Source organism: Streptomyces beihaiensis (assembly GCF_026274175.1).
Lineage (GTDB): Bacteria > Actinomycetota > Actinomycetes > Streptomycetales > Streptomycetaceae > Streptomyces > Streptomyces beihaiensis.
In genome coordinates, this window is sequence record NZ_JAPHNL010000112.1 from 89,600 (window position 1) to 111,117 (window position 21,518).

General features: G+C 70.3%; 16 protein-coding genes, 3 pseudogenes and 1 riboswitch. Of the genes and pseudogenes, 11 read left to right on the forward strand and 8 right to left on the reverse strand.

Annotated elements, in window-relative coordinates; translation table 11 throughout:
- Positions 1 to 380 precede the first annotated feature (380 nt).
- Together OFY01_RS12480 and OFY01_RS12485 are read left to right on the forward strand one after the other, a co-directional pair.
- Entirely contained in the window at positions 381 to 1,919 is a 1,539-nt protein-coding gene (locus OFY01_RS12480; protein ID WP_266599237.1) for an RNA polymerase sigma factor, read from the forward strand.
- Between the two features lie 162 nt (positions 1,920 to 2,081).
- Positions 2,082 to 2,903: a S1 family peptidase gene (locus OFY01_RS12485; protein ID WP_266599239.1), complete on the forward strand. Its 822-nt coding sequence runs from the start codon at positions 2,082 to 2,084 to the stop codon at positions 2,901 to 2,903.
- Positions 2,904 to 3,007: 104 nt separating this feature from the next.
- Here the strand turns inward: OFY01_RS12485 and OFY01_RS12490 are convergent, their stop codons facing one another.
- A complete protein-coding gene (locus tag OFY01_RS12490; RefSeq protein WP_266599241.1) occupies positions 3,008 to 3,238 on the reverse strand; it encodes a DUF7455 domain-containing protein in 231 nt (76 codons plus the stop codon).
- Positions 3,239 to 3,678: 440 nt separating this feature from the next.
- Here OFY01_RS12490 and OFY01_RS12495 point away from each other — a divergent pair, with 440 nt between their 5' ends.
- The 4 genes from OFY01_RS12495 (at position 3,679) to OFY01_RS12510 (ending at position 8,347) form a co-directional block, all read left to right on the forward strand.
- Complete coding sequence (locus tag OFY01_RS12495; protein ID WP_266599243.1) at positions 3,679 to 5,802, forward strand: DNA gyrase/topoisomerase IV subunit B; 2,124 nt, start codon at positions 3,679 to 3,681, stop codon at positions 5,800 to 5,802.
- Between the two features lie 180 nt (positions 5,803 to 5,982).
- Positions 5,983 to 6,489, forward strand: coding sequence for a DUF1453 domain-containing protein (locus OFY01_RS12500; protein WP_266599245.1), 507 nt, complete (start codon positions 5,983 to 5,985; stop codon positions 6,487 to 6,489).
- Positions 6,486 to 7,640: a sensor histidine kinase gene (locus OFY01_RS12505; protein WP_266599247.1), complete on the forward strand. Its 1,155-nt coding sequence runs from the start codon at positions 6,486 to 6,488 to the stop codon at positions 7,638 to 7,640. The genes OFY01_RS12500 and OFY01_RS12505 overlap by 4 nt, the downstream gene beginning before the upstream one ends.
- A complete protein-coding gene (locus OFY01_RS12510) occupies positions 7,637 to 8,347 on the forward strand; it encodes a response regulator (RefSeq protein WP_266599249.1) in 711 nt (236 codons plus the stop codon). The genes OFY01_RS12505 and OFY01_RS12510 overlap by 4 nt, the downstream gene beginning before the upstream one ends.
- Before the next feature lie 60 nt (positions 8,348 to 8,407).
- Here the strand turns inward: OFY01_RS12510 and OFY01_RS12515 are convergent.
- The 4 genes and pseudogenes from OFY01_RS12515 to OFY01_RS12530 all read right to left on the reverse strand — a co-directional run.
- Positions 8,408 to 8,533 (reverse strand): annotated as a pseudogene (locus tag OFY01_RS12515) (two-component system response regulator); the annotation flags it as partial.
- 1 nt (position 8,534) lies between these two features.
- Positions 8,535 to 8,769, reverse strand: a pseudogene (locus OFY01_RS12520) (histidine kinase); the annotation flags it as partial.
- An 86-nt stretch (positions 8,770 to 8,855) separates the two neighbouring features.
- Positions 8,856 to 9,809: a sucrase ferredoxin gene (locus tag OFY01_RS12525; RefSeq protein WP_266599251.1), complete on the reverse strand. Its 954-nt coding sequence runs from the start codon at positions 9,807 to 9,809 to the stop codon at positions 8,856 to 8,858.
- A 66-nt stretch (positions 9,810 to 9,875) separates the two neighbouring features.
- Positions 9,876 to 11,165, reverse strand: coding sequence for a citrate synthase (locus OFY01_RS12530; protein WP_266599253.1), 1,290 nt, complete (start codon positions 11,163 to 11,165; stop codon positions 9,876 to 9,878).
- 97 nt (positions 11,166 to 11,262) lie between these two features.
- Between OFY01_RS12530 and OFY01_RS12535 the strand changes: the two genes are divergently transcribed.
- Positions 11,263 to 12,432, forward strand: coding sequence for a citrate synthase/methylcitrate synthase (locus OFY01_RS12535; protein ID WP_266599255.1), 1,170 nt, complete (start codon positions 11,263 to 11,265; stop codon positions 12,430 to 12,432).
- Positions 12,433 to 12,437: 5 nt separating this feature from the next.
- Here the strand turns inward: OFY01_RS12535 and OFY01_RS12540 are convergent, their stop codons facing one another.
- Both OFY01_RS12540 and OFY01_RS12545 read right to left on the reverse strand, forming a co-directional pair.
- Positions 12,438 to 12,674: a hypothetical protein gene (locus tag OFY01_RS12540; protein WP_266599257.1), complete on the reverse strand. Its 237-nt coding sequence runs from the start codon at positions 12,672 to 12,674 to the stop codon at positions 12,438 to 12,440.
- A gap of 150 nt (positions 12,675 to 12,824) precedes the next feature.
- Complete coding sequence (locus OFY01_RS12545) at positions 12,825 to 13,352, reverse strand: DUF6082 family protein (protein ID WP_266599259.1); 528 nt, start codon at positions 13,350 to 13,352, stop codon at positions 12,825 to 12,827.
- A 338-nt stretch (positions 13,353 to 13,690) separates the two neighbouring features.
- On the opposite strand from OFY01_RS12545, the gene OFY01_RS12550 reads away from it, so the two are divergent.
- Positions 13,691 to 14,836: a CobW family GTP-binding protein gene (locus OFY01_RS12550; RefSeq protein ID WP_266599261.1), complete on the forward strand. Its 1,146-nt coding sequence runs from the start codon at positions 13,691 to 13,693 to the stop codon at positions 14,834 to 14,836.
- Here OFY01_RS12550 and OFY01_RS12555 read toward each other — a convergent pair.
- Positions 14,833 to 17,286, reverse strand: a complete 2,454-nt coding sequence (locus OFY01_RS12555) for a DNA gyrase/topoisomerase IV subunit A (RefSeq protein WP_266599263.1) — start codon at positions 17,284 to 17,286, stop codon at positions 14,833 to 14,835. The two genes, OFY01_RS12550 and OFY01_RS12555, sit on opposite strands and share 4 nt — an antisense overlap.
- A 189-nt stretch (positions 17,287 to 17,475) precedes the next feature.
- Between OFY01_RS12555 and OFY01_RS12560 the strand changes: the two genes are divergently transcribed.
- From OFY01_RS12560 to OFY01_RS12570, 3 genes and pseudogenes are all read left to right on the forward strand, one after another.
- Entirely contained in the window at positions 17,476 to 18,858 is a 1,383-nt protein-coding gene (locus OFY01_RS12560; RefSeq protein WP_266599265.1) for a M16 family metallopeptidase, read from the forward strand.
- A complete protein-coding gene (locus OFY01_RS12565) occupies positions 18,855 to 20,243 on the forward strand; it encodes a M16 family metallopeptidase (protein ID WP_266599267.1) in 1,389 nt (462 codons plus the stop codon). The genes OFY01_RS12560 and OFY01_RS12565 overlap by 4 nt, the downstream gene beginning before the upstream one ends.
- 208 nt (positions 20,244 to 20,451) lie before the next feature.
- Positions 20,452 to 20,596, forward strand: a riboswitch (cyclic di-AMP (ydaO/yuaA leader).
- 12 nt (positions 20,597 to 20,608) lie between these two features.
- Positions 20,609 to 21,391: pseudogene (locus OFY01_RS12570) on the forward strand (M23 family metallopeptidase); the annotation flags it as partial.
- Positions 21,392 to 21,518: the final 127 nt, after the last annotated feature.

The following is a 21,518-nucleotide window of genomic DNA, read 5'->3' on the forward strand; positions in this document are numbered from 1 at the left end:
ATGCCGTGATTCGGTGTCGCGGGATCGGAGAGGCAGGCGAAGGAGCCAGGGGCGCGTGGGACGTCCGGCACTCGCGCTGAGCGAGCAGGTTGTCTTCCGGCGTACAGCCTGCCCTGTGGACATGTCTGCCCATATCCGTCTGTTTTTGACCGCTTACGGGGTGTGACTCGGGCCACGCGGATTGGGCGTAACGCTCCTCGGGGCAGCGCGATGACCTAAGAGGTGACAGCCGAGGAGGGAATACAGCAGCCGTTCGTGGCGCTGTGCATCTCCCCGGCCCCCGCCCGCGCCGTCGACTCATCCCCAGGTCGGCGGTCGTCGGCTCCGGTCCGCACGGGACGGGGCCGAAAGCCGTTTTCCAACGTTCCGAGAGGTTGTTCGTGTCGGCCAGCACATCCCGTACGCTCCCGCCGGAGATCGCCGAGTCCGTCTCTGTCATGGCGCTCATTGAGCGGGGAAAGGCTGATGGCCAGATCGCCGGCGATGACGTGCGCCGTGCGTTCGAGGCCGACCAGATTCCGGCCACTCAGTGGAAGAACGTTCTGCGCAGCCTCAACCAGATCCTCGAGGAAGAGGGTGTGACGCTGATGGTCAGTGCCGCTGAGCCCAAGCGTCCCCGAAAGAGCGTCGCAGCCAAGAGTCCGGCCAAGCGCACCGCGACGAAGACCGTCGCGGCCAAGGCGGCCCCCGCGAAGAAGGTCGCCGCCACCGCTGCTCCCGAGGCGTCGGCCGCCGAGGCCGTTGCCGAGGAAGCCGCGCCGGTGAAGAAGGCGGCGGCGAAGAAGACCACCGCCAAGAAGACCGTGGCGAAGAAGGCCACTGCCAAGAAGACCACCGCCAAGAAGACGGGCAAGAAGGACGACGAGCTCCTCGACGACGAGGCGACCGAGGAGACCTCGGCAACCCCGGCCAAGGCGGGCGAGGGCGAGCCCGTCGAGGAGGGACAGGGCTTCGTCCTGTCCGACGAGGACGAGGACGACGCCCCGGCGCAGCAGGTCGCCGCGGCCGGTGCCACGGCGGACCCGGTCAAGGACTACCTCAAGCAGATCGGTAAGGTCCCCCTGCTCAACGCCGAGCAGGAGGTCGAACTCGCCAAGCGTATCGAGGCGGGCCTGTTCGCCGAGGACAAGCTGGCCAACGCCGACAAGCTCGCTCCCAAGCTCAAGCGTGAGCTGGAGATCATCGCCGAGGACGGCCGCCGCGCCAAGAACCACCTTCTGGAGGCCAACCTCCGCCTGGTGGTCTCCCTGGCCAAGCGCTACACCGGCCGCGGCATGCTCTTCCTGGACCTCATCCAGGAGGGCAACCTCGGTCTGATCCGCGCGGTCGAGAAGTTCGACTACACCAAGGGCTACAAGTTCTCCACGTACGCCACCTGGTGGATCCGTCAGGCGATCACCCGCGCCATGGCCGACCAGGCCCGCACCATCCGTATCCCGGTGCACATGGTCGAGGTCATCAACAAGCTCGCGCGTGTGCAGCGCCAGATGCTCCAGGACCTGGGCCGCGAGCCCACCCCGGAGGAGCTGGCCAAGGAGCTCGACATGACCCCGGAGAAGGTCATCGAGGTCCAGAAGTACGGCCGCGAGCCCATCTCCCTGCACACTCCGCTGGGCGAGGACGGCGACAGCGAGTTCGGTGACCTCATCGAGGACTCCGAGGCCGTCGTCCCGGCCGACGCGGTCAGCTTCACGCTTCTGCAGGAGCAGCTGCACTCCGTGCTCGACACGCTGTCGGAGCGCGAGGCGGGCGTCGTCTCCATGCGTTTCGGTCTCACCGACGGTCAGCCGAAGACCCTCGACGAGATCGGCAAGGTGTACGGCGTGACGCGCGAGCGCATCCGCCAGATCGAGTCCAAGACCATGTCGAAGCTGCGTCACCCGTCGCGTTCACAGGTGCTGCGCGACTACCTGGACTAGCCGCAGCGACCACACGGCTCTGAGAGGGCCCGGCGACGTCCCGTACGCGGGATGTGGCCGGGCCCTTCGTCGTACACGGCTGAGCGGCGGCGCCTGCGGTGCGTGGAGGGCCCGGCTGAATCACTCTGGGTCTGACATCGCAACGCAGAGTGAGGAGAATGTATGCGCCGTTCTTGTGTGAGAGCGCTGATCGCGTCGATGGTGGCGGCGGCCGCGCTGCCCTTGATCCCGTCGCCGTCCGCCTCCGCCGACGACGTGATCATCGGGGGCCACCAGGTGAAGGTGGCCGACAGCCCCTGGGTGGTGGCGCTCAGCAGTCGTCACGGGTTCGGGAGCGCGCGCGCCGGCCAGTTCTGCGGTGGTGTGGTGGTCGCGCGCCAGAAGGTCCTGACCGCGGCCCACTGCCTCAACGAGGACGTCCTGGGAGCTCCGCTGGACCAGGTGACCGACCTCAAGGTGATCGTGGGCCGTGACGACCTGCGCACTACGCGCGGAGCGGAGATCCCCGTGAGCGGCGCATGGGTGAATCCGTCCTACGACCGCCGTACGAACGGGGGTGATGTGGCGGTCCTCACACTGGCCGCACCGCTGCCCGAGGGATACGTGCTGCCGATGGCGGGCGCGGGAGACACCGCATACCGGCCCGGCACCGACGCGACGGTCTACGGGTGGGGTGACACGACGGGGGCGGGCGACTACGCGCGCACGCTGCACGCCGCATCCGTCCAGGTGCTCGGCGACGGTGACTGCCGCCGGGCCTACCCGGGTGGCGCCGAAGGAACGTACGAGCCGTCCTCGATGGTGTGCGCGGGGCGTCTGGCGGGCGGCAAGGATGCCTGCCAGGGCGACAGCGGCGGCCCGCTTGTCGCCCGCGGCCGACTGATCGGCCTCGTGTCCTGGGGGAGCGGCTGTGGGCGCCCCGGACGGCCAGGGGTGTACACGCGGGTCTCCGAGGTCGTCCGGCTGCTTCAGCGGGGCGCCTGAGGCCCTCTGTGCGGTACGAGGACGGGCGGCCGCCCCCTGGTGGAGGGTGCGGCCGCCCGTTCACCGGCCTGTCGCCGGAGCTGGCTCGTCGTGGGTGCGAGGCGTCAGCGTTCCTCGGTCTCGGCGCTTTCCGGAACGGCGGTCAGCCGCTCCGTCTCGTCCTGTATCTCAGCGGCGATCTTCTTGAGTTCCGGCTCGAACTTGCGCCCGTGGTGGGCACAGAAGAGCAGCTCACCACCGCTGGTCAAGACGACGCGCAGATATGCCTGGGCGCCGCAGCGGTCGCAGCGGTCGGCGGCCGTCAGCGGGCTCGCGGGGGTCAGAACAGTAGTCACGTCGCCTCTTCTCTAGCTCGACGAGCTGTCGTACCAGGGTCAACATCCAACCAGGCCGAAAACGTTCCCGCTCGCGGCTTTTCCTCGAAAAATTTCTCCGAGGCCGGCTGTATGTCGCCGGGTGGCGGCGAATGTGCCGTATTGCGTCTCTTACGTGTTTACGGGTTCGCGCTGTCTGTCAGGTCGGTCCTCCCCGGCCGGGTTGCCGGTTGTTCATGAGGACGTGCCCGGAGCCTAAATGGTTCATGCCTGGAAGGGAACGTGATGTGTGCGTCACTCCATCGAGGGATCGAACGTCCGTACGAACTTGGACTAGTCTGGGCGGAGGTGAGGGTGGCGTTACAACGGCTCTACCAGGCCTCGGTACCCTCTGACCGGCGACCGCCGCCGGCCCTTTACCCACAAGGGCCTCATCTGAAATTCAGCGAGGAGCGAACCGCGTGACCGCCGAAACGTCCGTGCCGTCCACAGCGCTGCTGACAGGAGCTGACCGGGACGGTTCCAACTACACCGCGCGGCACCTGCTCGTCCTCGAGGGTCTCGAGGCCGTACGCAAGCGTCCGGGCATGTACATCGGCTCGACCGACAGCCGCGGCCTGATGCACTGCCTCTGGGAGATCATCGACAACTCCGTCGACGAGGCCCTGGGTGGCTACTGCGACCACATCGAGGTGATCCTCCACGACGACGCCTCGGTGGAGGTGCGCGACAACGGCCGCGGCATTCCCGTGGACGTGGAGCCCAAGACCGGCCTCTCCGGCGTCGAGGTCGTCATGACCAAGCTGCACGCGGGCGGCAAGTTCGGCGGCGGCTCGTACGCCGCCTCCGGCGGTCTGCACGGCGTCGGCGCCTCCGTGGTGAACGCGTTGTCGTCGCGCCTGGACGTCGAGGTCGACCGCGGTGGGCACACGCACGCCATCAGCTTCCGGCGCGGCGTGCCAGGAGCCTTCGCCAAGCCGGGACCCGACGCGGCGTTCGACCCGTCGGCACGGCTGAGCAAGGTCAAGAAGGTACCGAAGGCGCGCCAGGGCACCCGCATCCGCTACTGGGCGGACCGGCAGATCTTCCTGAAGGACGCCAAGCTGTCCCTGGAGAACCTGCACCAGCGCGCGCGCCAGACCGCGTTCCTGGTGCCGGGTCTGACCATCGTGGTCCGCGACGAGCTCGGCCTGGGCGACGGCGGCAGCAAGGGCGAGGAGTCCTTCCGCTTCGACGGCGGCATCAGCGAGTTCTGCGAGTACCTGGCCCAGGACAAGCCGGTGTGCGACGTGCTCCGCTTCACCGGGCAGGGCGCCTTCAAGGAGACCGTCCCCGTCCTGGACGAGCACGGGCAGATGACGCCCACCGAGGTCACGCGCGACCTCGGAGTGGACATCGCACTGCGCTGGGGCACCGGCTACGACACGACGATCAAGTCGTTCGTCAACATCATCGCCACCCCCAAGGGCGGAACACACGTGACGGGCTTCGAGCGCTCGCTCACCAAGGCGATGAACGAAGTGCTGCGCTCCCAGAAGCTGCTGCGCGTCGCCGAGGACGACATCGTCAAGGACGACGCGCTCGAGGGCCTCACCGCCGTCGTGACGGTCCGCCTCGCCGAGCCCCAGTTCGAGGGGCAGACCAAGGAGGTCCTCGGCACGTCGGCCGCCAACCGGATCGTCGCCAACGTGGTGGCCAAGGAGCTGAAGGCGTTCCTGACCTCCACGAAGCGTGACGCCAAGGCCCAGGCCCGCTCGGTCATGGAGAAGGCGGTCGCCGCGGCCCGCACACGTATCGCGGCCCGGCAGCACAAGGACGCCCAGCGGCGCAAGACGGCGCTGGAATCGTCCTCGCTGCCCGCCAAGCTCGCGGACTGCCGCAGCGACGACGTGGAGCGCAGCGAGCTGTTCATCGTGGAGGGGGACTCCGCGCTCGGCACCGCCAAGCTGGCCCGCAACTCCGAGTTCCAGGCGCTCCTGCCGATCCGCGGCAAGATCCTCAACGTTCAGAAGTCGTCCGTCTCGGACATGCTGAAGAACGCCGAGTGCGGCGCCATCATCCAGGTCATAGGAGCCGGGTCCGGCCGGACCTTCGACATCGACGCCGCCCGCTACGGCAAGATCATCCTGCTCGTCGACGCCGACGTCGACGGCGCTCACATCCGCACCCTGCTCCTCACCCTGTTCCAGCGCTACATGCGGCCCATGATCGAGGCCGGCCGTGTGTTCGCCGCGGTGCCGCCGCTGCACCGTATCGAGCTGGTCCAGCCGAAGAAGGGCCAGGACAAGTACCTCTACACGTACTCGGACCGTGAACTGCGCGAGACGCTGCTCGAACTGCAGCGCAAGAACGTGCGGTACAAGGACTCGATCCAGCGGTACAAGGGTCTCGGCGAGATGGACGCGGACCAGCTCGCGGAGACGACGATGGACCCGCGCCACCGCACGCTGCGCCGGATCAACATCAACGAGCTGGAAGCGGCGGAGCAGGTCTTCGACCTGCTGATGGGCAACGACGTGGCGCCGCGCAAGGAGTTCATCAGCAGCTCCGCCGCGACCCTCGACCGCTCGCGCATCGACATGTAGCGCATCGGACGACGCAGCGGCGCCGGCGCCGAGCGTCTCTGTGATCTTGCGGCTCCACCCGTGGGTGGAGCCGCAAGATCCACCCGTTGTCCACCTCGGCTCCGATCCCCTGACCTGCCCGTTCTCCGTACCTTCGATGGCGTTGGACCCGTCCGCTCTCGAACCTTCACGGAGGCCGCCATGTCCGGGCTCACCGACGCCTTGGTGATCGTCGCCGCGGTCGCGCTCGTCCTCGCACGTCAGTTCAGGACCCGGCGCCTGGCGACGGACCGCAGGTGGTGGCTGCTCCCCGGGATCCTCGGGTTCCTGGCGATACGTGACGGCTCCCTGACCGACCCGCACCACGCCGCCGGCTCCGTCGCGCTGCTCGTCGTCGAACTTCTGCTCAGCGTCGGGACAGGAACCGGTTGGGCGTTCACGACGCGGGTCTGGACCGACGAGCGGGGCGATGTCTGGACCAAGGGCACCGCGGCGACCGCCGGGACGTGGGCCGGAGGCGTCGTCGCCCGCGCGGCCGTCGTCGGCGTCGGCCTGGCCATGGGCGTCCACCTGGGCAGTTCCGCGCTCATGCTGGGCTTCGCCGTCTCTCTCCTGGTCCGCTCCGGCCTGCTCATGTGGCGGGCCCAGGGCGAGCGGCCGTCGTACGTTGGAGCTGTCGCACGGCCGGCCTGGGAGGACCACACGTGAACCGGAGCCACTGGACGCAGTGGCCGAGCTGGGAGGCGCTCACCCGCGATGGGCAGAGCACAGCTCGGCTGGCACTGGCGTGGACCGTCCGGAGCGTGGTGCTCGTCGTCCTGCTCTGGACCGCTGTCACGGAGACGGGCGTCGCCCGCTGGGCGCTGGTCGTCGCCCCCGTCGGGCTGATCGTCTGTGCGGCCCTGGCGTGGGGCTACCACCGCACCACGCTCGCCCAGAGACTGTGGCCCTCGCTGGGGCTCCTCGCCGCCCTGATGGTGATGGCGGTGCTGGCCCACCGGGTCGGTTTCCTGGGGCCGACGACCGTGCTGTGGTGCGGCTGCGTCGTCTCGGCGCTCGAACGGATGCCGCTGTTCGCGGCGATTCCGGCCACGGCCGTGGCGCTGGCGGGGTTCGCGTCGGTCAACAAGGATCCCTGGCTGACCACCGCGGTCATCGGCGCCGGCCTCTGCCTGTCGGGATACGTACTGCGTCTCGACGCCGAGGCCAGAGGCAACGCGCAGCGCCTGCTCGCGCAGGAACGTGCCGCGCGGGTCGCGGAGGCCGAGTCGGCGGCGCTGGCCGAGCGGTCACGCATCGCACGAGAGATCCACGACGTGCTCGCGCACAGCCTGTCCGCGCAGCTCGTGCACCTGGAAGCGGCTCGGCTCCTCATCGAGCGCGGCGCTGAGCGGGACCAGATCCTGGAGCGGGTCGTGGCCGCCCGCGGGATGGCCCGCGACGGCCTTGACGAGACCAGGCATGCCCTCTCCGCGCTGCGCGGGCAGATGACGCCCCTGGAGGACGTCCTGCGGGAACTGGCGGCGCCGGAAGGTGCCGTGCTCACCGTGGAGGGCGAGCACCGGCCGTTGTCCGCCGAGGCGTCACAGGCCGTGCGCAGGGTGGCCCAGGAGGCGCTGACCAATGTGCGCAAGCACGCGCCGGGCGCGAAAGCCACGATGCGGCTCGCGTATTCGGCCGACGAAGTGGCTCTGGAGATACGGGACTCGGGCGCCACCCGACGTCACGGAGACCTCACTGTCAGTGGTTCCGGCTACGGTCTGTTGGGGATGAAGGAGCGTGCCGAACTGCTGGGCGGCACACTGCGGGCAGGGCCGTACGAGGAGGGGTTCTTGGTCACGTTGAAGGTTCCCGTATGAGCGGGGCGGAGGCAGCGGCGTGTGCCGCGCGGCCACCGGCGCGTGTGGTCGTGGTGGACGACCAGACCGTGGTGCGCGAGGGCATCGTGATGCTGCTCGGACTGCTGCCCGGTGTCGAGGTCGTCGGCTCCGGTGGAGACGGGCACGAAGCGGTCGCCCTGGTGGCGGAGCTGGCCCCGGACGTCGTTCTGATGGACCTGCGCATGCCGCGCTGCGACGGAGTGGAGGCCACCAGACGCATCCGCGCCGAGTACCCGGACACCCAGGTCGTCGTCCTGACCACGTACGCCGACGACGCCTCGCTCTTTCCGGCACTCGAGGCGGGAGCGCGCGGCTACCTGACGAAGGACGCCGGGGGCGAGGAGATCGTCCGGGCCGTGGAGGACGTTCTGTCGGGCGACGCGGGCCTCTCGCCGGCGATTCAGCGGCGCCTGCTGGAACGGCTGGCGCACCCCGCGCCGCCGGCCGCCCCTGAGCCGAAGGACCCGCCGGACGGCCTCACCACCCGGGAGACGGAGGTGCTGCGCCTCATCGCCGACGGTCTGAGCAACCAGGAGATCGCCCACACTCTCCAGGTCTCGACGGCGACGGTGAAGACACATATCAATAATCTGTTCTCGAAGGCCGGGCTCAAGGACCGCGCCCAGGCGGTCCGTTACGCGTATCGGCACGGAGTCGCGAAGCCGCCGGGGGCAGCCCTCACCTGATCGGAGACGGCCCTTGACCTGATCACAGAGAGTCCGGCCGTCGGCCCACCCGGCGGTACGTCACGGCGCGACCCACGCGTACCGGTGCTCCGGGCGGCCCGTGTCTCCGTACTTGAGCAACAGGCGCAGCCGCCCGGACTGCTCCAGGGTGCACAGGTACCGCTGCGCCGTCGACCGGCTCAGACCGGGGCGGCGTCCGCGGCAGGTCCCCGGCGATCTGCGGCTGCGCGGCCGTGGACTGTGCGATGGACAGAGCCCGGCGCATCGCCTGGTCGTCCAGCTGCTGGCTCAAGGGCGGCAGGAACAGCCCCACGGCGAGCACGGCGACCCCGGCGGCGACGGCCACCTGCATCAGAGGACTTGTGCGAACACGCGCCGGGGAGGCCGAACCGCCTGCGGCGCGGGGTGGAGGTCGAGCTCATGGCAGGAAGGTACGGGGCCGCCCGGCTCGGCCGAACCCCTTGTGGCGCGGACCTCGTACAGCACACGCGCGGTGCCGCCGGCGGTATCAGAGCGGCAGAGCGGGGACCTCACGCACCGCCAGGACATCCATACGGGCCGGGGAGCCCGGGGCGCCGCCGCAGCTCTCCGGGCGCGGCGGTCGGGACGCTCCCTGGGCGACCGTGACGCTCCACAGGCGCCCGTCGGCGTGGGCGACGCTCACTTCCCAACCGGGCGCCTGCGCCCCGGCGGTGCCGTCGTCGGCCGGTACCGTGGCGGCACGCGCGCGCAGGACGGTGAGAGCGTCGGCGCCGTCCTCACCGGTCACCTCGCGCACCGCGAGCTCCGCGGCCTGACCCGGGCGGTCCCAGGCCGAGTTGCCGCGACATCCCCGGGATACGACCCGGCCCTCGCGCACCGCCTCGATGACCTGCTTGACCTCGGCGGCCGACGCCCTGCCGTACGCGTATCCGTAGGGGAGGACGAGCAGGGTCGGCGAGAAGCGGTGGCCGCCGAGGTGGGTGATCTCCCATACGCCCGCTTGTGCCGACAGGGTGGGGTCGGAGGCCAGGGGGCGCCCCAGGAGAGCGCAACAGCGGTCCCGCTTCCCATTGGTGCACACGAAGACGAGCGGGTCCCCGGTCCAGGGGCTGCCGAAATCGCCGTGATCGCCCGTTCCCAGAGCGGCGAAGTCGAGCCGGAGCAGGTTCTCGGGCGACTCGGTCGTGGCACCGCGCACCCAGGCGTTCCCCGGGGTCGTGTGCGCCAGGAAGACCTGGCGGCGGCCCTGAGCGTGATGGTCCGCGTGCCGGCCCGGGCGGCGTACGAGCGCGACACGCACCCCGGTGCCCTCGGCAGCCGCCTCCAGAGCGCGTCCCACGACGGGGTCCAGATGGCTGGAGGTCAGGGCCTTGGCGCCCCAGGGGCCCGGCTGTTCGACCAGCAGCCAGGTCCTGGCCGTGGCCGCGGTCCCCGCGAGGGGCTCGTCGAGGTCCCGCGAGGCGGTCGCGCACGTACTCACGCAGCGGAGCCTAACCTGGGCCGCCGTACACGCCCCGACCGGTGGTCGCTCGGCCCCTGCCGGTGGTCACTCGTCGTCGGGGGACGACGCCTCGCCCGGGGCCGTGGTCGGCAAGGGCTGTGGCGGACGAAGCCCCACGTACTGGCCCGACGGTCGCATGCGCAGCGGCTGTTCGCCATACTCCTCAAGGGCGTGCGCGACCCACCCCGCCGTGCGGGCCACGGCGAAGATCGTCTCACCGGCCTCGGGAGCCATCCCGGACGACGCCGTCAGCACGGCGAGCGCCAGGTCCACGTTGGCACGCAGATCCGTGTGGCGGGCGGTCGTCGTCACCACGTCGCGTGCCGCGGCCAGCGCGCAGTGGGCGGACGGCAGTTCTTCCAGGGCGTCGAACAGTGCCTGGGCGCGCGGATCCTCGCCCTCGTAGAGCCGGTGGCCCAGGCCCGGGATCCGGCGGCCGTCGCGCAGTTCGGCGGCGATCACCGGCGCGGCGTTCTTCCGGTCGAGGACGTCCAGGAGCATCCGGTGGGCCAGCCCGCTGGCCGCGCCGTGCAACGGTCCCTCCAGCGCGCCCAGGCCCGCGGAGACGGCGGCGTACGCGTGTGCGCGCGCGGACGCGGCGACCCGCACGGCGAGGGTGGAGGCCGCCAGGTCGTGGTCGGCGAGCAGCCCGAGCGCCATGTCCAGGACCCGCAGTGACGCCTCGTCGGGATCCTGGTGCGAGAGCCGTCCCCACAGCCGCCGTGCGATCGGCGGGCCGTCGGCGTACGTGGAGCGGCACAGCGGCAGTGTGGCCGCGAGGGTGGGGATGAGGGTGCGCGCGGCACCGAGGACGGACTCTTCGGAGAGGTCGTAGCGCAGCGGGTCCGCGACGGCCGCGGCGATGGCCGCCACCCGCAACCGGTCGACGGGGCCGCTGAGTTCGGGCAGGGCCGCGACGGCCTGGCGGGCCGCTTCGAGCGATTCCCTCGGCGCGGTGAACGTGGCGCCGGGACGGAGCGTGCCGGTCCAGAGCCACTCCGCGACCTCCTCGTACGAGTGATGGGCGGCCAGCTGCACCGCGTCGACTCCCCGAAAGAAGTACCGGTCCCCGTCGATGAGGGTGAGCCGGGTGCGTACGGACAGCTCGGCTGAGCCCGGACGGGCTGTGGTCTCCCGGTTGGTCCGGCGGGCGAGCGCCTCGACCTCGGCGGCGTCGAAGGTGCTGCCGCGCCGCCCCGGATCGCGTCGGCTCGTGAGCTGCCCCCGGCTCACGTACGCGTACACGGTCTCGGGTTTCACACCGAGCCGCTCGGCGGTCTCCCTGGTGGTCAGCCGGCGGGCCTGCCGCGCCGGAAGCGGTCCTTGATCCCTCATGCGCGTCACCGTATCCGCAGGGCAATACATTGATTCAATCAATATTGACAGCAATAGAGTCAATCATAGACAGTCGAATCAAGTTCAGGGAGGAATCATGCCGAACAACGAGACCGCTCCTGCCCCGGTCGTCGACGTGCCGCGCGGCCTCGCCGGAGTCGTCGTGACCGATACCCGACTCGGGGACGTCCGAGGGCGCGAGGGCTTCTACCACTACCGCCAGTACTCGGCCGTCGAGCTCGCGCAGACCCGCGGCTTCGAGGACGTGTGGTACCTGATGATCCACGGCGAACTGCCCGACGCGGCACGCTCGGCAGCGTTCGCGCGGGAGACCGCCGCACTGCGACGGCTGCCCGACGACATCCGTGCGGTGCTTCCCGCCGTCGCCCGCGCGAGCGCCGCCTCCGGTCCGCTCTCCGCTCTGCGCACGGCCCTGTCGCTGTTCGGAGCCGCCCGGGGCCTGCGCCCCGTCTACGACATCGACGCCGACCGGCGCCGCGCCGACGTCCTCGCCGCCGCGGCCGTGGTCCCCACGCTGCTCACCGCGCTGCACCGGCTCGGCGGGGGCCTCGACCCGGTCGAGCCGCGCGAGGACCTCTCGTACGCGGCCAACTACCTGTACATGTTGACCGGTTCGGAGCCGGACCCCGCACGTGCGCGGGCGATCGAGCGTTACCTGATCTCAACCATTGACCACGGCTTCAACGCGTCAACGTTCACGGCCCGGGTCGTCGCGTCGACGGGAGCCGACGTGGCCGCCTGCCTCGTCGCGGCGATCGGCGCCCTCTCGGGGCCGCTGCACGGCGGAGCGCCCAGCCGTGCGCTCGACACCCTGGACGCCATCGGCAGTCCGGACCGGATCGACCCCTGGATCCGGGACCGTGTCCTCGCGGGAGAGCGGATCATGGGCTTCGGTCACGCCGTCTATCGCACGCAGGACCCGCGCTCGCGGATGCTGCGCGGCATCGCGCAGGGCTTCGGCGGCCCGCGGGTGGAGTTCGCGGTCGAGGTCGAGCGCCGCGTCGAGGCGATTCTCGCGCAGCTCAAGCCGGGCCGCGAACTCCACACGAACGTCGAGTTCTACGCCGGGGTGGTCATGGAGCTGTGCGGTCTGCCGCGCTCCATGTTCACGCCGACCTTCGCCGCCGCGCGCGTGATCGGCTGGGGTGCCAACATCCTGGAGCAGGCGGAGGACTCGAAGATCATCCGCCCGGCGGCCCGTTACGTGGGTGAAAAGCCGCCCGTACCCGTGCCCGAGCCGCACTGAGCGCGTCAGGCGTCAGGGATGTCCTGCTTCGCTCGCACCAGGGTCTCGCGGCTCACCACGACGATGCGCTCGTAGTCCGCGACCCCCGCGTCCGCCGGGAGTTCGCCCTTCAGGTCGGCGGTGGCCTCGGTGCCGATCACGGCGAAGTTCCCGTCGCTGAGCTCGAACACGTCGGGGCAGGTGGCTCCGGAGGCGCTTCCACGGGCGGTGGGGGGAACCCCGATGCGGCGTACGATCTTCAAGGGGGGTCGGTCCTTCACTGTTCACTAAGTGCCGCCTGGTGGCGGAGTGTCGCGGACACAGTAGTGCGCCCGGCGGGGCGATGAGGCAACGACGCCCTTTAATTCACAGGGAGTTGATGTTTCACCGGTCTGGGTGACAGTGGCCGCCCGTCACGTGACCGGCGGCTCGCCCACCACCCACCACTCGTCCGTGTCGGCCTCGTCCAGCTCCTGGAAGAGAGCCTCGGCGATACGGCCGATCTCGGCCTCGGAGGACGACGGGTCGAGCGCCGCGCGATGCGGGCGGGTGATCTCCCAGTACTCACGGATGTAGGCGCTCTGGAAGAGCTCGCGCAGATGGCCGAAGATCTCGCGGCGGTTCAGCAGGCCCGATTCGTAGAGGTGGAACGCGTTGACGTACCAGAGATTGGCGTACAGGTACTGCCGCCGCTTCTCCGGCGTCAGATCCACCCCGAAGGTGTCGATCACGACGGCCAGGGCCGGATCGTCGATGGCCTTGCTGAGCAGTTCCCAGTGCATGCGCTGCTGATGGGCGCGGGCCAGCCGTCGACGCTCCACCGCGGCGGACTGCCGACCGGGCCCCAGCTGCTGCCACAGGTGCACCGCGGCGGCGCCCACGAGTCCTCCCGTGAGCGCGCCGACCACGCCCGGCAGCGATCCGTAACTTCTTGTGCTCATGTCAACCCCCGATTCGGGCGACCGTCCGCCGGTCGTCGGATGCGGGTCGACAGCGACGGTGGCAGGGACCAGCGAGCGGGTGGGCGGCGCGCTTGCCGTCTCCCAGAGGGCCGAGCGGCTCTGATCGGCAGGAAGACGAAGGGAGGCGCGCGGAAGCCGCACAGGTGCGCAGAAACCGGCGCCATGTCCAACGTGTGCCCCGCGGGTGGTGCTAACAATCGTTCACATCGCGGCGTTTCTACGCGCTCGTATCCTGGGACGGCATTGATCCGTCGTACGAGAGCCGGTCGCACGAGCCGGTGCGCGCTCCGGTGTGAGAGAGGTCGCGTGAGGTCGCGTTGAGCAAGGCAGTACCCCATCAGATCCCCGTCGTCGTCCTCGCGGGCTTCCTCGGCTCGGGAAAGACCACGCTGCTGAACCATCTGCTGCACACCAGCGGTGGCACCAGGATCGGCGCGATCGTCAACGACTTCGGGGCCATCGAGATCGACGCGATGGCCGTCGCGGGGCAACTCGGCGACTCCACGGTCTCCCTCGGCAACGGCTGCCTGTGCTGCGCCGTCGACGCGAGTGAACTTGACGTGTACCTCGATAAGTTGACTCACCCCGTCAACGACGCGCACGCCATTGACGTCATCGTGATCGAGGCGAGCGGCATCGCGGAACCACAAGAACTCGTCCGCATGGTCCTCGCCAGCGAGAACCCGCGGATCGTCTACGGAGGGCTCGTGGAGGTCGTCGACGCCGCCGAGTTCGACGCCACGCGCGAGAAGCACCCCGAGGTGGAGCGGCACCTGAGCATCGCGGACCTCGTCGTCGTGAACAAGAGCGACAGGTGCGCCGAGTCCGAACGGCAGCGGGTCCTGGACACCGTGCGCGCCGCGGCCGGGTACGCCGCCGTCGTATGCGCCTCCCACGCCCGTATCGATCCCGAGCTGCTGTTCGACTGCCGGCCCCACGAGGAGAGGATCGGCCAGCTCTCCTTCGACGACCTGCACCGGCACGACGACACGGTGGACAACCGCGGGGCGGGCCACCGTGCGGCGCACGACGGCCATCTGCATGCCGCCTACGAGACGCTCTCCTTCACCTCCGACACGCCCATGGACCCGCGACGGCTGATGACGTTCCTCGACGGCCGGTCCGAGGGCTTGTACCGCATCAAGGGCTACGTCGACTTCGGCTCCGGCGACCCGCGCAACCGGTACGCGGTCCACGCCGTCGGCCGTTTCCTGCGTTTCCGCCCCGAGCCGTGGCCGCCGGGCGGGCCGCGCCGCACCCAACTCGTCCTCATCGGCACGGACATCGACACGGCGGCCCTCACCGAGGCGCTCGACGCCTGTCGGCGGCCCGACGCGACACCCGCAGCGATGTCCAAAACGAGCGAGGCCCCACACGCCGCGGACGACCACGGCATGTGGGGCGTGCTCCGCTTCGTACAGGACAAGGGCGAAGCGGACGCGGTGGACGAAGCGGACCTCTAGACCGGCCCCGCCACCGTCGCCACCGGCTTCGCCAGGGAGACGCCCGAGCCGTCGCGACGCGGGTCGGGCTCGGGCAGCTCTGCCGGGGCGCCGCTGCGCTGCGCCGCGCGCGCGGGCGCCGGGCCCGCCCAGGCGACGCTCAGGCAGTCCTCGCCCTTGAGGAACCGCTGGCAGCGCACGCCGCCCGTGGCCCGCCCCTTGCGCGGGTACTGGTCGAACGGCGTGAGCTTGGCCGTCGTCTGCACCGAGTCGTCGAGCGTGCCGCGCGAACCGGCCGCCGTGAAGACCACCGCGTCCACCGCCGGATCGATGGCCGTGAACGAGATGACCTTGGCACCGGTCGCCAGCTTGATACCCGCCATACCGCCCGCGGGACGACCCTGGGGACGCACCACGGAAGCCTGGAAGCGCAGCAGCTGGGCGTCGTCCGTGATGAACACCAGGTCCTCGTCGCCGGTGCGCAGCTCCACCGCCCCCACGATCCGGTCACCGTCCTTGAGGGTGATGACCTCCAACTCCTCCTTGTTGGACGGATAGTCCGGCACCACCCGCTTCACGACACCCTGTTCGGTGCCGATCGCCAGGCCCGGCGACGACTCGTCCAAGGTCGTCAGACACACCACGCGCTCGTCCGCCGCCAGGGTGGAGAGGAACTCGGTGATCGGCGCGCCGCCCGACAAGGTCGGGGCGGCCGCTGTCTCCGGCAGCTGCGGCAGATCGATCACGTTCAGCCGCAGCAGACGGCCCTCGGAGGTGACCGCGCCGACCTCGCCACGCGCGGTGGCCGGCACCGCCGAGACGATCACATCGTGCTTGGCCCGCTTGGCGCCCTGCGTGTCGAACGGCTCCACGGTCGCCGTGCGCGCCAGCAGCCCCGTCGACGACAGCAGCACGCGGCACGGGTCGTCCGCCACCTGCAGCTCGACCGCCGCGAGCGGGGCGCCCGCCGACTCCATCAGAACCGTGCGGCGCTCGTTGCCGAACTTCTTGGCCACGGCGGCGAGCTCGGACGAGACCAGCTTGCGCAGCTCCGTGTCGGAGTCGAGGATCCCGGTCAGCTCGTCGATCTCGCCGTTGAGCTTGTCGCGCTCCGCCTCCAGCTCGATGCGGTCGTACTTGGTCAGGCGGCGCAGCGGCGTGTCCAGGATGTACTGCGTCTGGACGTCGCTCAGCGAGAAGCGCTCGACGAGGCGCTCCTTGGCCTGCGCGCTGTTGTCGCTGGAGCGGATCAGCCGGATGACCTCGTCGATGTCCAGCAGAGCGACCAGGAGGCCCTCCACCAGATGCAGCCGGTCCCGCTTCTTGCCGCGCCGGAACTCGCTGCGGCGGCGCACCACGTCGAAGCGGTGGTCCAGGTAGACCTCGAGCAGCTCCTTGAGGCCGAGTGTCAGGGGCTGGCCGTCGACCAGGGCGACGTTGTTGATCCCGAAGGACTCCTCCATCGGCGTCAGCTTGTAGAGCTGCTCCAGGACGGCCTCGGGGACGAAGCCGTTCTTGATCTCGATGACCAGACGCAGTCCGTGCTCGCGGTCGGTGAGGTCCTTGACGTCGGCGATGCCCTGGAGCTTCTTCGAACCGACCAGTTCCTTGATCTTCGTGATGACCTTCTCGGGCCCCACGGCGAACGGCAGCTCGGTGACCACGAGGCCCTTGCGGCGCGCCGTCACGTCCTCCACCGAGACCGTCGCGCGGATCTTGAAGGTGCCACGGCCCGTGGCGTACGCGTCCTTGATGCCGGACAGGCCGACGATCCGGCCACCGGTCGGCAGGTCGGGACCCGGCACGTACTTCATGAGCGTCTCGAGGTCGGCGCCCGGGTGCTTGATCAAGTGCCGTGCGGCGGCGATCACTTCGCCGAGGTTGTGCGACGGCATGTTGGTCGCCATGCCGACGGCGATGCCGGACGCCCCGTTCACCAGCAGGTTCGGGTACGCCGCCGGGAGGACCGTCGGCTCCTGCTCCTGGCCGTCGTAGTTCGGGGCGAAGTCGACCGTGTTCTCGTCGATCGAGTCCGTCATCAAAGACGCCGCGGCGTCCATGCGGCATTCCGTGTACCGCATGGCGGCCGGGCGGTCGTCGTTGCCCAGGGAGCCGAAGTTCCCGTGGCCGTCGACCAGGGGCACGCGCATGGAGAACGGCTGCGCCATGCGCACCAGGGCGTCGTAGATCGACGTGTCGCTGTGGGGGTGCAACTTACCCATGACGTCGCCGACCACGCGCGCGCACTTCACGAAGCCGCGCTCGGGCCGCAGGCCCATCTCGTTCATCTGGTACACGATGCGGCGGTGAACGGGTTTCATCCCGTCCCGGGCGTCGGGCAGGGCGCGCGAGTAGATGACCGAGTACGCGTACTCCAGGTAGGAGCCCTGCATTTCGTCCACCACGTCGATGTCGAGGATCTTCTCCTCGAAATCGTCGGGCGGCGGCGTCTTCGTGCTGCGGCGGGCCATCGCTGCTGCGGCTCCTTCACCAACATCTGCGGGAACTGTCGCGGACCATTGTGGACCGCCCCACTGACAACGCCGCCCGCGACCCGTCGGTACGGGTACTTCGCCAGCCGGCGGCGCGCTTGCATACAGTGGCAGCACTGGCATCATTTCTGCGCCTCCCCCGCAGTTCCCGCGATCGAAGGGACCCCCATGCCCATGGGTCACACGGCCACCGCCGAGGCCGGTTCCGGCGGCCTGACAGCGACCGAGCACCGGCTGGCCAACGGCCTGCGCGTGATCCTCTCGGAGGACCACCTCACCCCGGTCGCGGCGGTCTGCCTCTGGTACGACGTCGGTTCACGCCACGAGGTCAAGGGCCGTACGGGTCTGGCTCACCTTTTCGAGCACCTGATGTTCCAGGGCTCGGGGCAGGTCAAGGGCAACGGCCACTTCGAACTCGTCCAGGGCGCGGGCGGCTCACTGAACGGAACGACGAGCTTCGAGCGCACCAACTACTTCGAGACCATGCCCGCCCACCAGCTGGAGCTGGCCCTGTGGCTGGAGGCCGACCGCATGGGCTCACTGCTCACGGCCCTCGACGACGAATCCATGGAGAACCAGCGGGACGTCGTCAAGAACGAGCGGCGCCAGCGCTACGACAATGTCCCCTACGGCACCGCGTTCGAGAAACTGACCGCCCTCGTGTACCCCGAGGGCCACCCCTACCACCACACGCCCATCGGCTCGATGGACGACCTCGACGCGGCCACCCTCGACGACGCGCGCGCGTTCTTCCGCACCTACTACGCGCCCAACAACGCCGTGCTCTCCGTGGTGGGCGACATCGACCCCGAACAGACGCTGGCCTGGGTCGAGAAGTACTTCGGCACCATCCCCGCCCACGACGGCAAGCCCGCCCCGCGCGACGGCGCCCTGCCCGACGTCATGGGCCAACAGGTGCGCGAGGTCGTCGAGGAGGAGGTGCCGGCGCGTGCTCTCATGGCCGCCTACCGGCTCCCGCAGGACGACACGCGCGCGTGCGACGCCGCCGACATCGCCCTGACCGTCCTCGGCGGCGGCGAGTCCTCGCGCCTGTACAACCGGCTCGTGCGCCGCGACCGCACCGCCGTGGCCGCCGGATTCGGGATGCTGCGCCTGGCGGGCGCGCCGTCCCTCGGCTGGCTGGACGTGAAGACTTCGGGCGACGTCGAGGTGCCGGTCATCGAGGCGGCGGTCGACGAGGAACTGGCCCGGTTCGCCGAGGAAGGGCCCTCCGAGGAGGAGATGGAGCGCGCCCAGGCGCAGCTGGAGCGCGAGTGGCTCGACCGCCTCGGCACCGTCGCGGGCCGCGCCGACTCGCTGTGCCGCTACGCCGTCCTCTTCGGCGATCCGCAGCGCGCGCTGACCGCCGTGCAGCGGATCCTCGAGGTGAGTGCCGAGGAGGTCAGGGAGGTCGCCAGACAGCGGCTGCGCCCGGACAACCGCGCGGTGCTCGTCTACGAGCCGACCACGCCGGCCGAGGCCGCCGAGGCCGACGGCGAGAGCGCCGAGAGCCACCAGAGCCACGAGAGCGACGAGGAGGCGGGCGCATGACCGAGCAGCTCGCGAGCATGGACTTCCACCCCCGACCACAGGCCGGTGAGCCCAAGCCCTGGGCGTTCCCGGCCCCCGAACGCGGTGTGCTGCCCAACGGGCTCACCGTGCTGCGCTGCCACCGCCCCGGCCAGCAGGTCGTCGCGGTGGAGGTCCATCTCGACGCCCCGCTGGACGCCGAACCCGCCGGGCTCGACGGCGTCGCCACCATCATGGCGCGTGCCTTCTCCGAGGGCACCGACAAGCACTCCGCCGAGGAGTTCGCCGCCGAACTGGAGCGCTGCGGCGCCACCTGGGACGCCCACGCAGACCACCCCGGCGTCCGTGTGAGCCTCGAAGTGCCCGTCTCCCGCCTGCCGAAGGCGCTCGCGCTCCTCGCGGACGCGTTGCGGGCGCCCGCGTTCGAGGACAGCGAGATCGAGCGCCTCGTCCGCAACCGCCTGGACGAGATCCCGCACGAGACGGCCAACCCGGCGATCCGCGCCGCCAAGGAGCTCTCCAAGCACCTCTTCCCGGCCGGCTCCCGCCTCTCGCGACCCCGCCAGGGCAGCGAGGAGACCGTCGCCGCCGTCGAGACGGGGGCCGTGCGGGCCTTCTACGAGAAGCACGTGCGCCCGGCGGCGGCCACCGCGGTCGTCGTGGGCGACCTCGCCGGCACCGACCTGGACGCCCTCCTCGCGGACACGCTCGGCGGCTGGACCGGCGGCACGGCGAGCCCGCGCACCGTGCAGCCCGTCACGGCGGACGACACCGGGCGCGTGGTGATCGTGGACCGTCCGGGGGCCGTCCAGACCCAGCTGCGCATCGGCCGGATCGGGCCGGACAAGCACGACCGTGCGTGGGCCGCGCAGGTGCTCGGTACGTACTGCCTCGGCGGCACCCTCACCTCACGCCTGGACCGTGTCCTGCGCGAGGAGAAGGGCTACACCTACGGTGTGCGCGCCTACGCCCAGCCGCTGCTGTCGACGCGGGAGGGGACCGGCGCGGCGATGCTCTCCATCAGCGGCTCCGTGGACACCCCCAACACGGCTCCGGCGCTGGAGGACCTCTGGAAGGTGCTGCGTACGCTCGCCGCCGAAGGGCTCACGGACGCCGAACGGGACACCGCCGTGCAGAACTTGGTCGGGGTGGCCCCGCTGAAGTTCGAGACCGCGGCCGCCGTGGCGAGCACCCTCGCCGACCAGGTCGAGCAGCAGCTGCCGGACGACTTCCAGGCGCAGCTGTACCGTCAACTCGTCGAGACGGGCACGGTGGAGGCCACCGCCGCCGTCGTGAGCGCCTTCCCGGCGGACCGCCTGGTGACGATCCTGGTGGGCGACGCCGCGCAGATCGAGGAGCCCGTCAGGGCCCTCGGCCTCGGAGAGGTGACTGTCGTCAAAGGCTGACTGACGTCCCGTCGGCGCACCGGCTCCGCACGTCGGAGCCGGTGCGCCGGAGTTCGCACCAGCGATGTCGAATGTCCGGATTGTGGTGGAGGTTGGTCTTCTCCTCTGTGGCATGCGCTACAGAAGCCCGGTTCCGTTTGTTGATCGAAAGATGTCCGCCTAGCGTCGGTCCGGCTGTCCGCCGAAGACCCGTCGCACCCGTGACACCGGGCAGCCATCGCCGAGTCCCCTTGGCGCGAGCCAGGGGAGCCGGGGACCCACGAGATCCCTGGGGTGAATCGGGCGCCAGCCCGTAGGAGACCTTCCTGCTCCGAACCCGTCAGCTAACCCGGTAGGCGAGAGGGAAGGAAAGGACCAGCCTCTTCATGGCGTTCACCCGTGCCACCGGGAAGCATCGTCGTCCGAGCCGGATCACGCGCACGACCGCGCGGGTCGCGGGCGTCGCCGCGCTCACCACGACCGGCGTGGTCGGCACTCTCGCCGGCCCCGCCCTCGCCGCCGACACGACACTCGCCGATCAGAACGGTTTGACCAGGGCCATCTCCATCGGTGCCTCCCTGGCCGACCAGATCGACGCCCAGGCCGACGCGCAGAAGCAGGCCGCCGAGGAGGACGCCGCCGCGAGGAAGGCCGCCCTCGATGCCGAGAAGAAGGCCGAGGAGGCCAAGCGCAACGCCGAGGCGAAGGCCGAGAAGGAGCGCGAGGCGAAGGAGCGAGCGGCCCGCGCGGCCGAACGCAGGCGCCTGACCATGTTCGTCGCGCCCATCAGCGACTCGTACGTCTCCACCGGCTACAAGGCGAGCAGCGGCCTGTGGTCGTCGGGCAGCCACACCGGCATCGACTTCCACGCGGCGGCCGGCACTCCGGTGCACGCCGTCGGCGCGGGAACGGTGGTGGAAGCCGGCTGGGGCGGCGCGTACGGCAACAACATCGTGATCAGGATGCACGACGGCACGTACACGCAGTACGGCCACCTGTCGTCCATCGGCGTCTCCGTCGGACAGACCGTCGCCCCCGGCCGCCAGATCGGCCTGTCGGGTGCCACCGGCAACACCACGGGCCCGCACCTGCACTTCGAGGCTCGCACGACGCCCGACTACGGCTCGGACATCGACCCTGTCGCGTACCTGCGCTCGCACGGTGCATCTGACCCGCCACACTCCGGCACCACTCGAAAGCCCCGGCCCGCCGCGCCGGGGCTTTCGCGTTCCGACGCCCTGTTGTCCAAAAAATATCCCTGGATTCAGGGCTGCCGTCGGAAATTCGTGGCAGGTG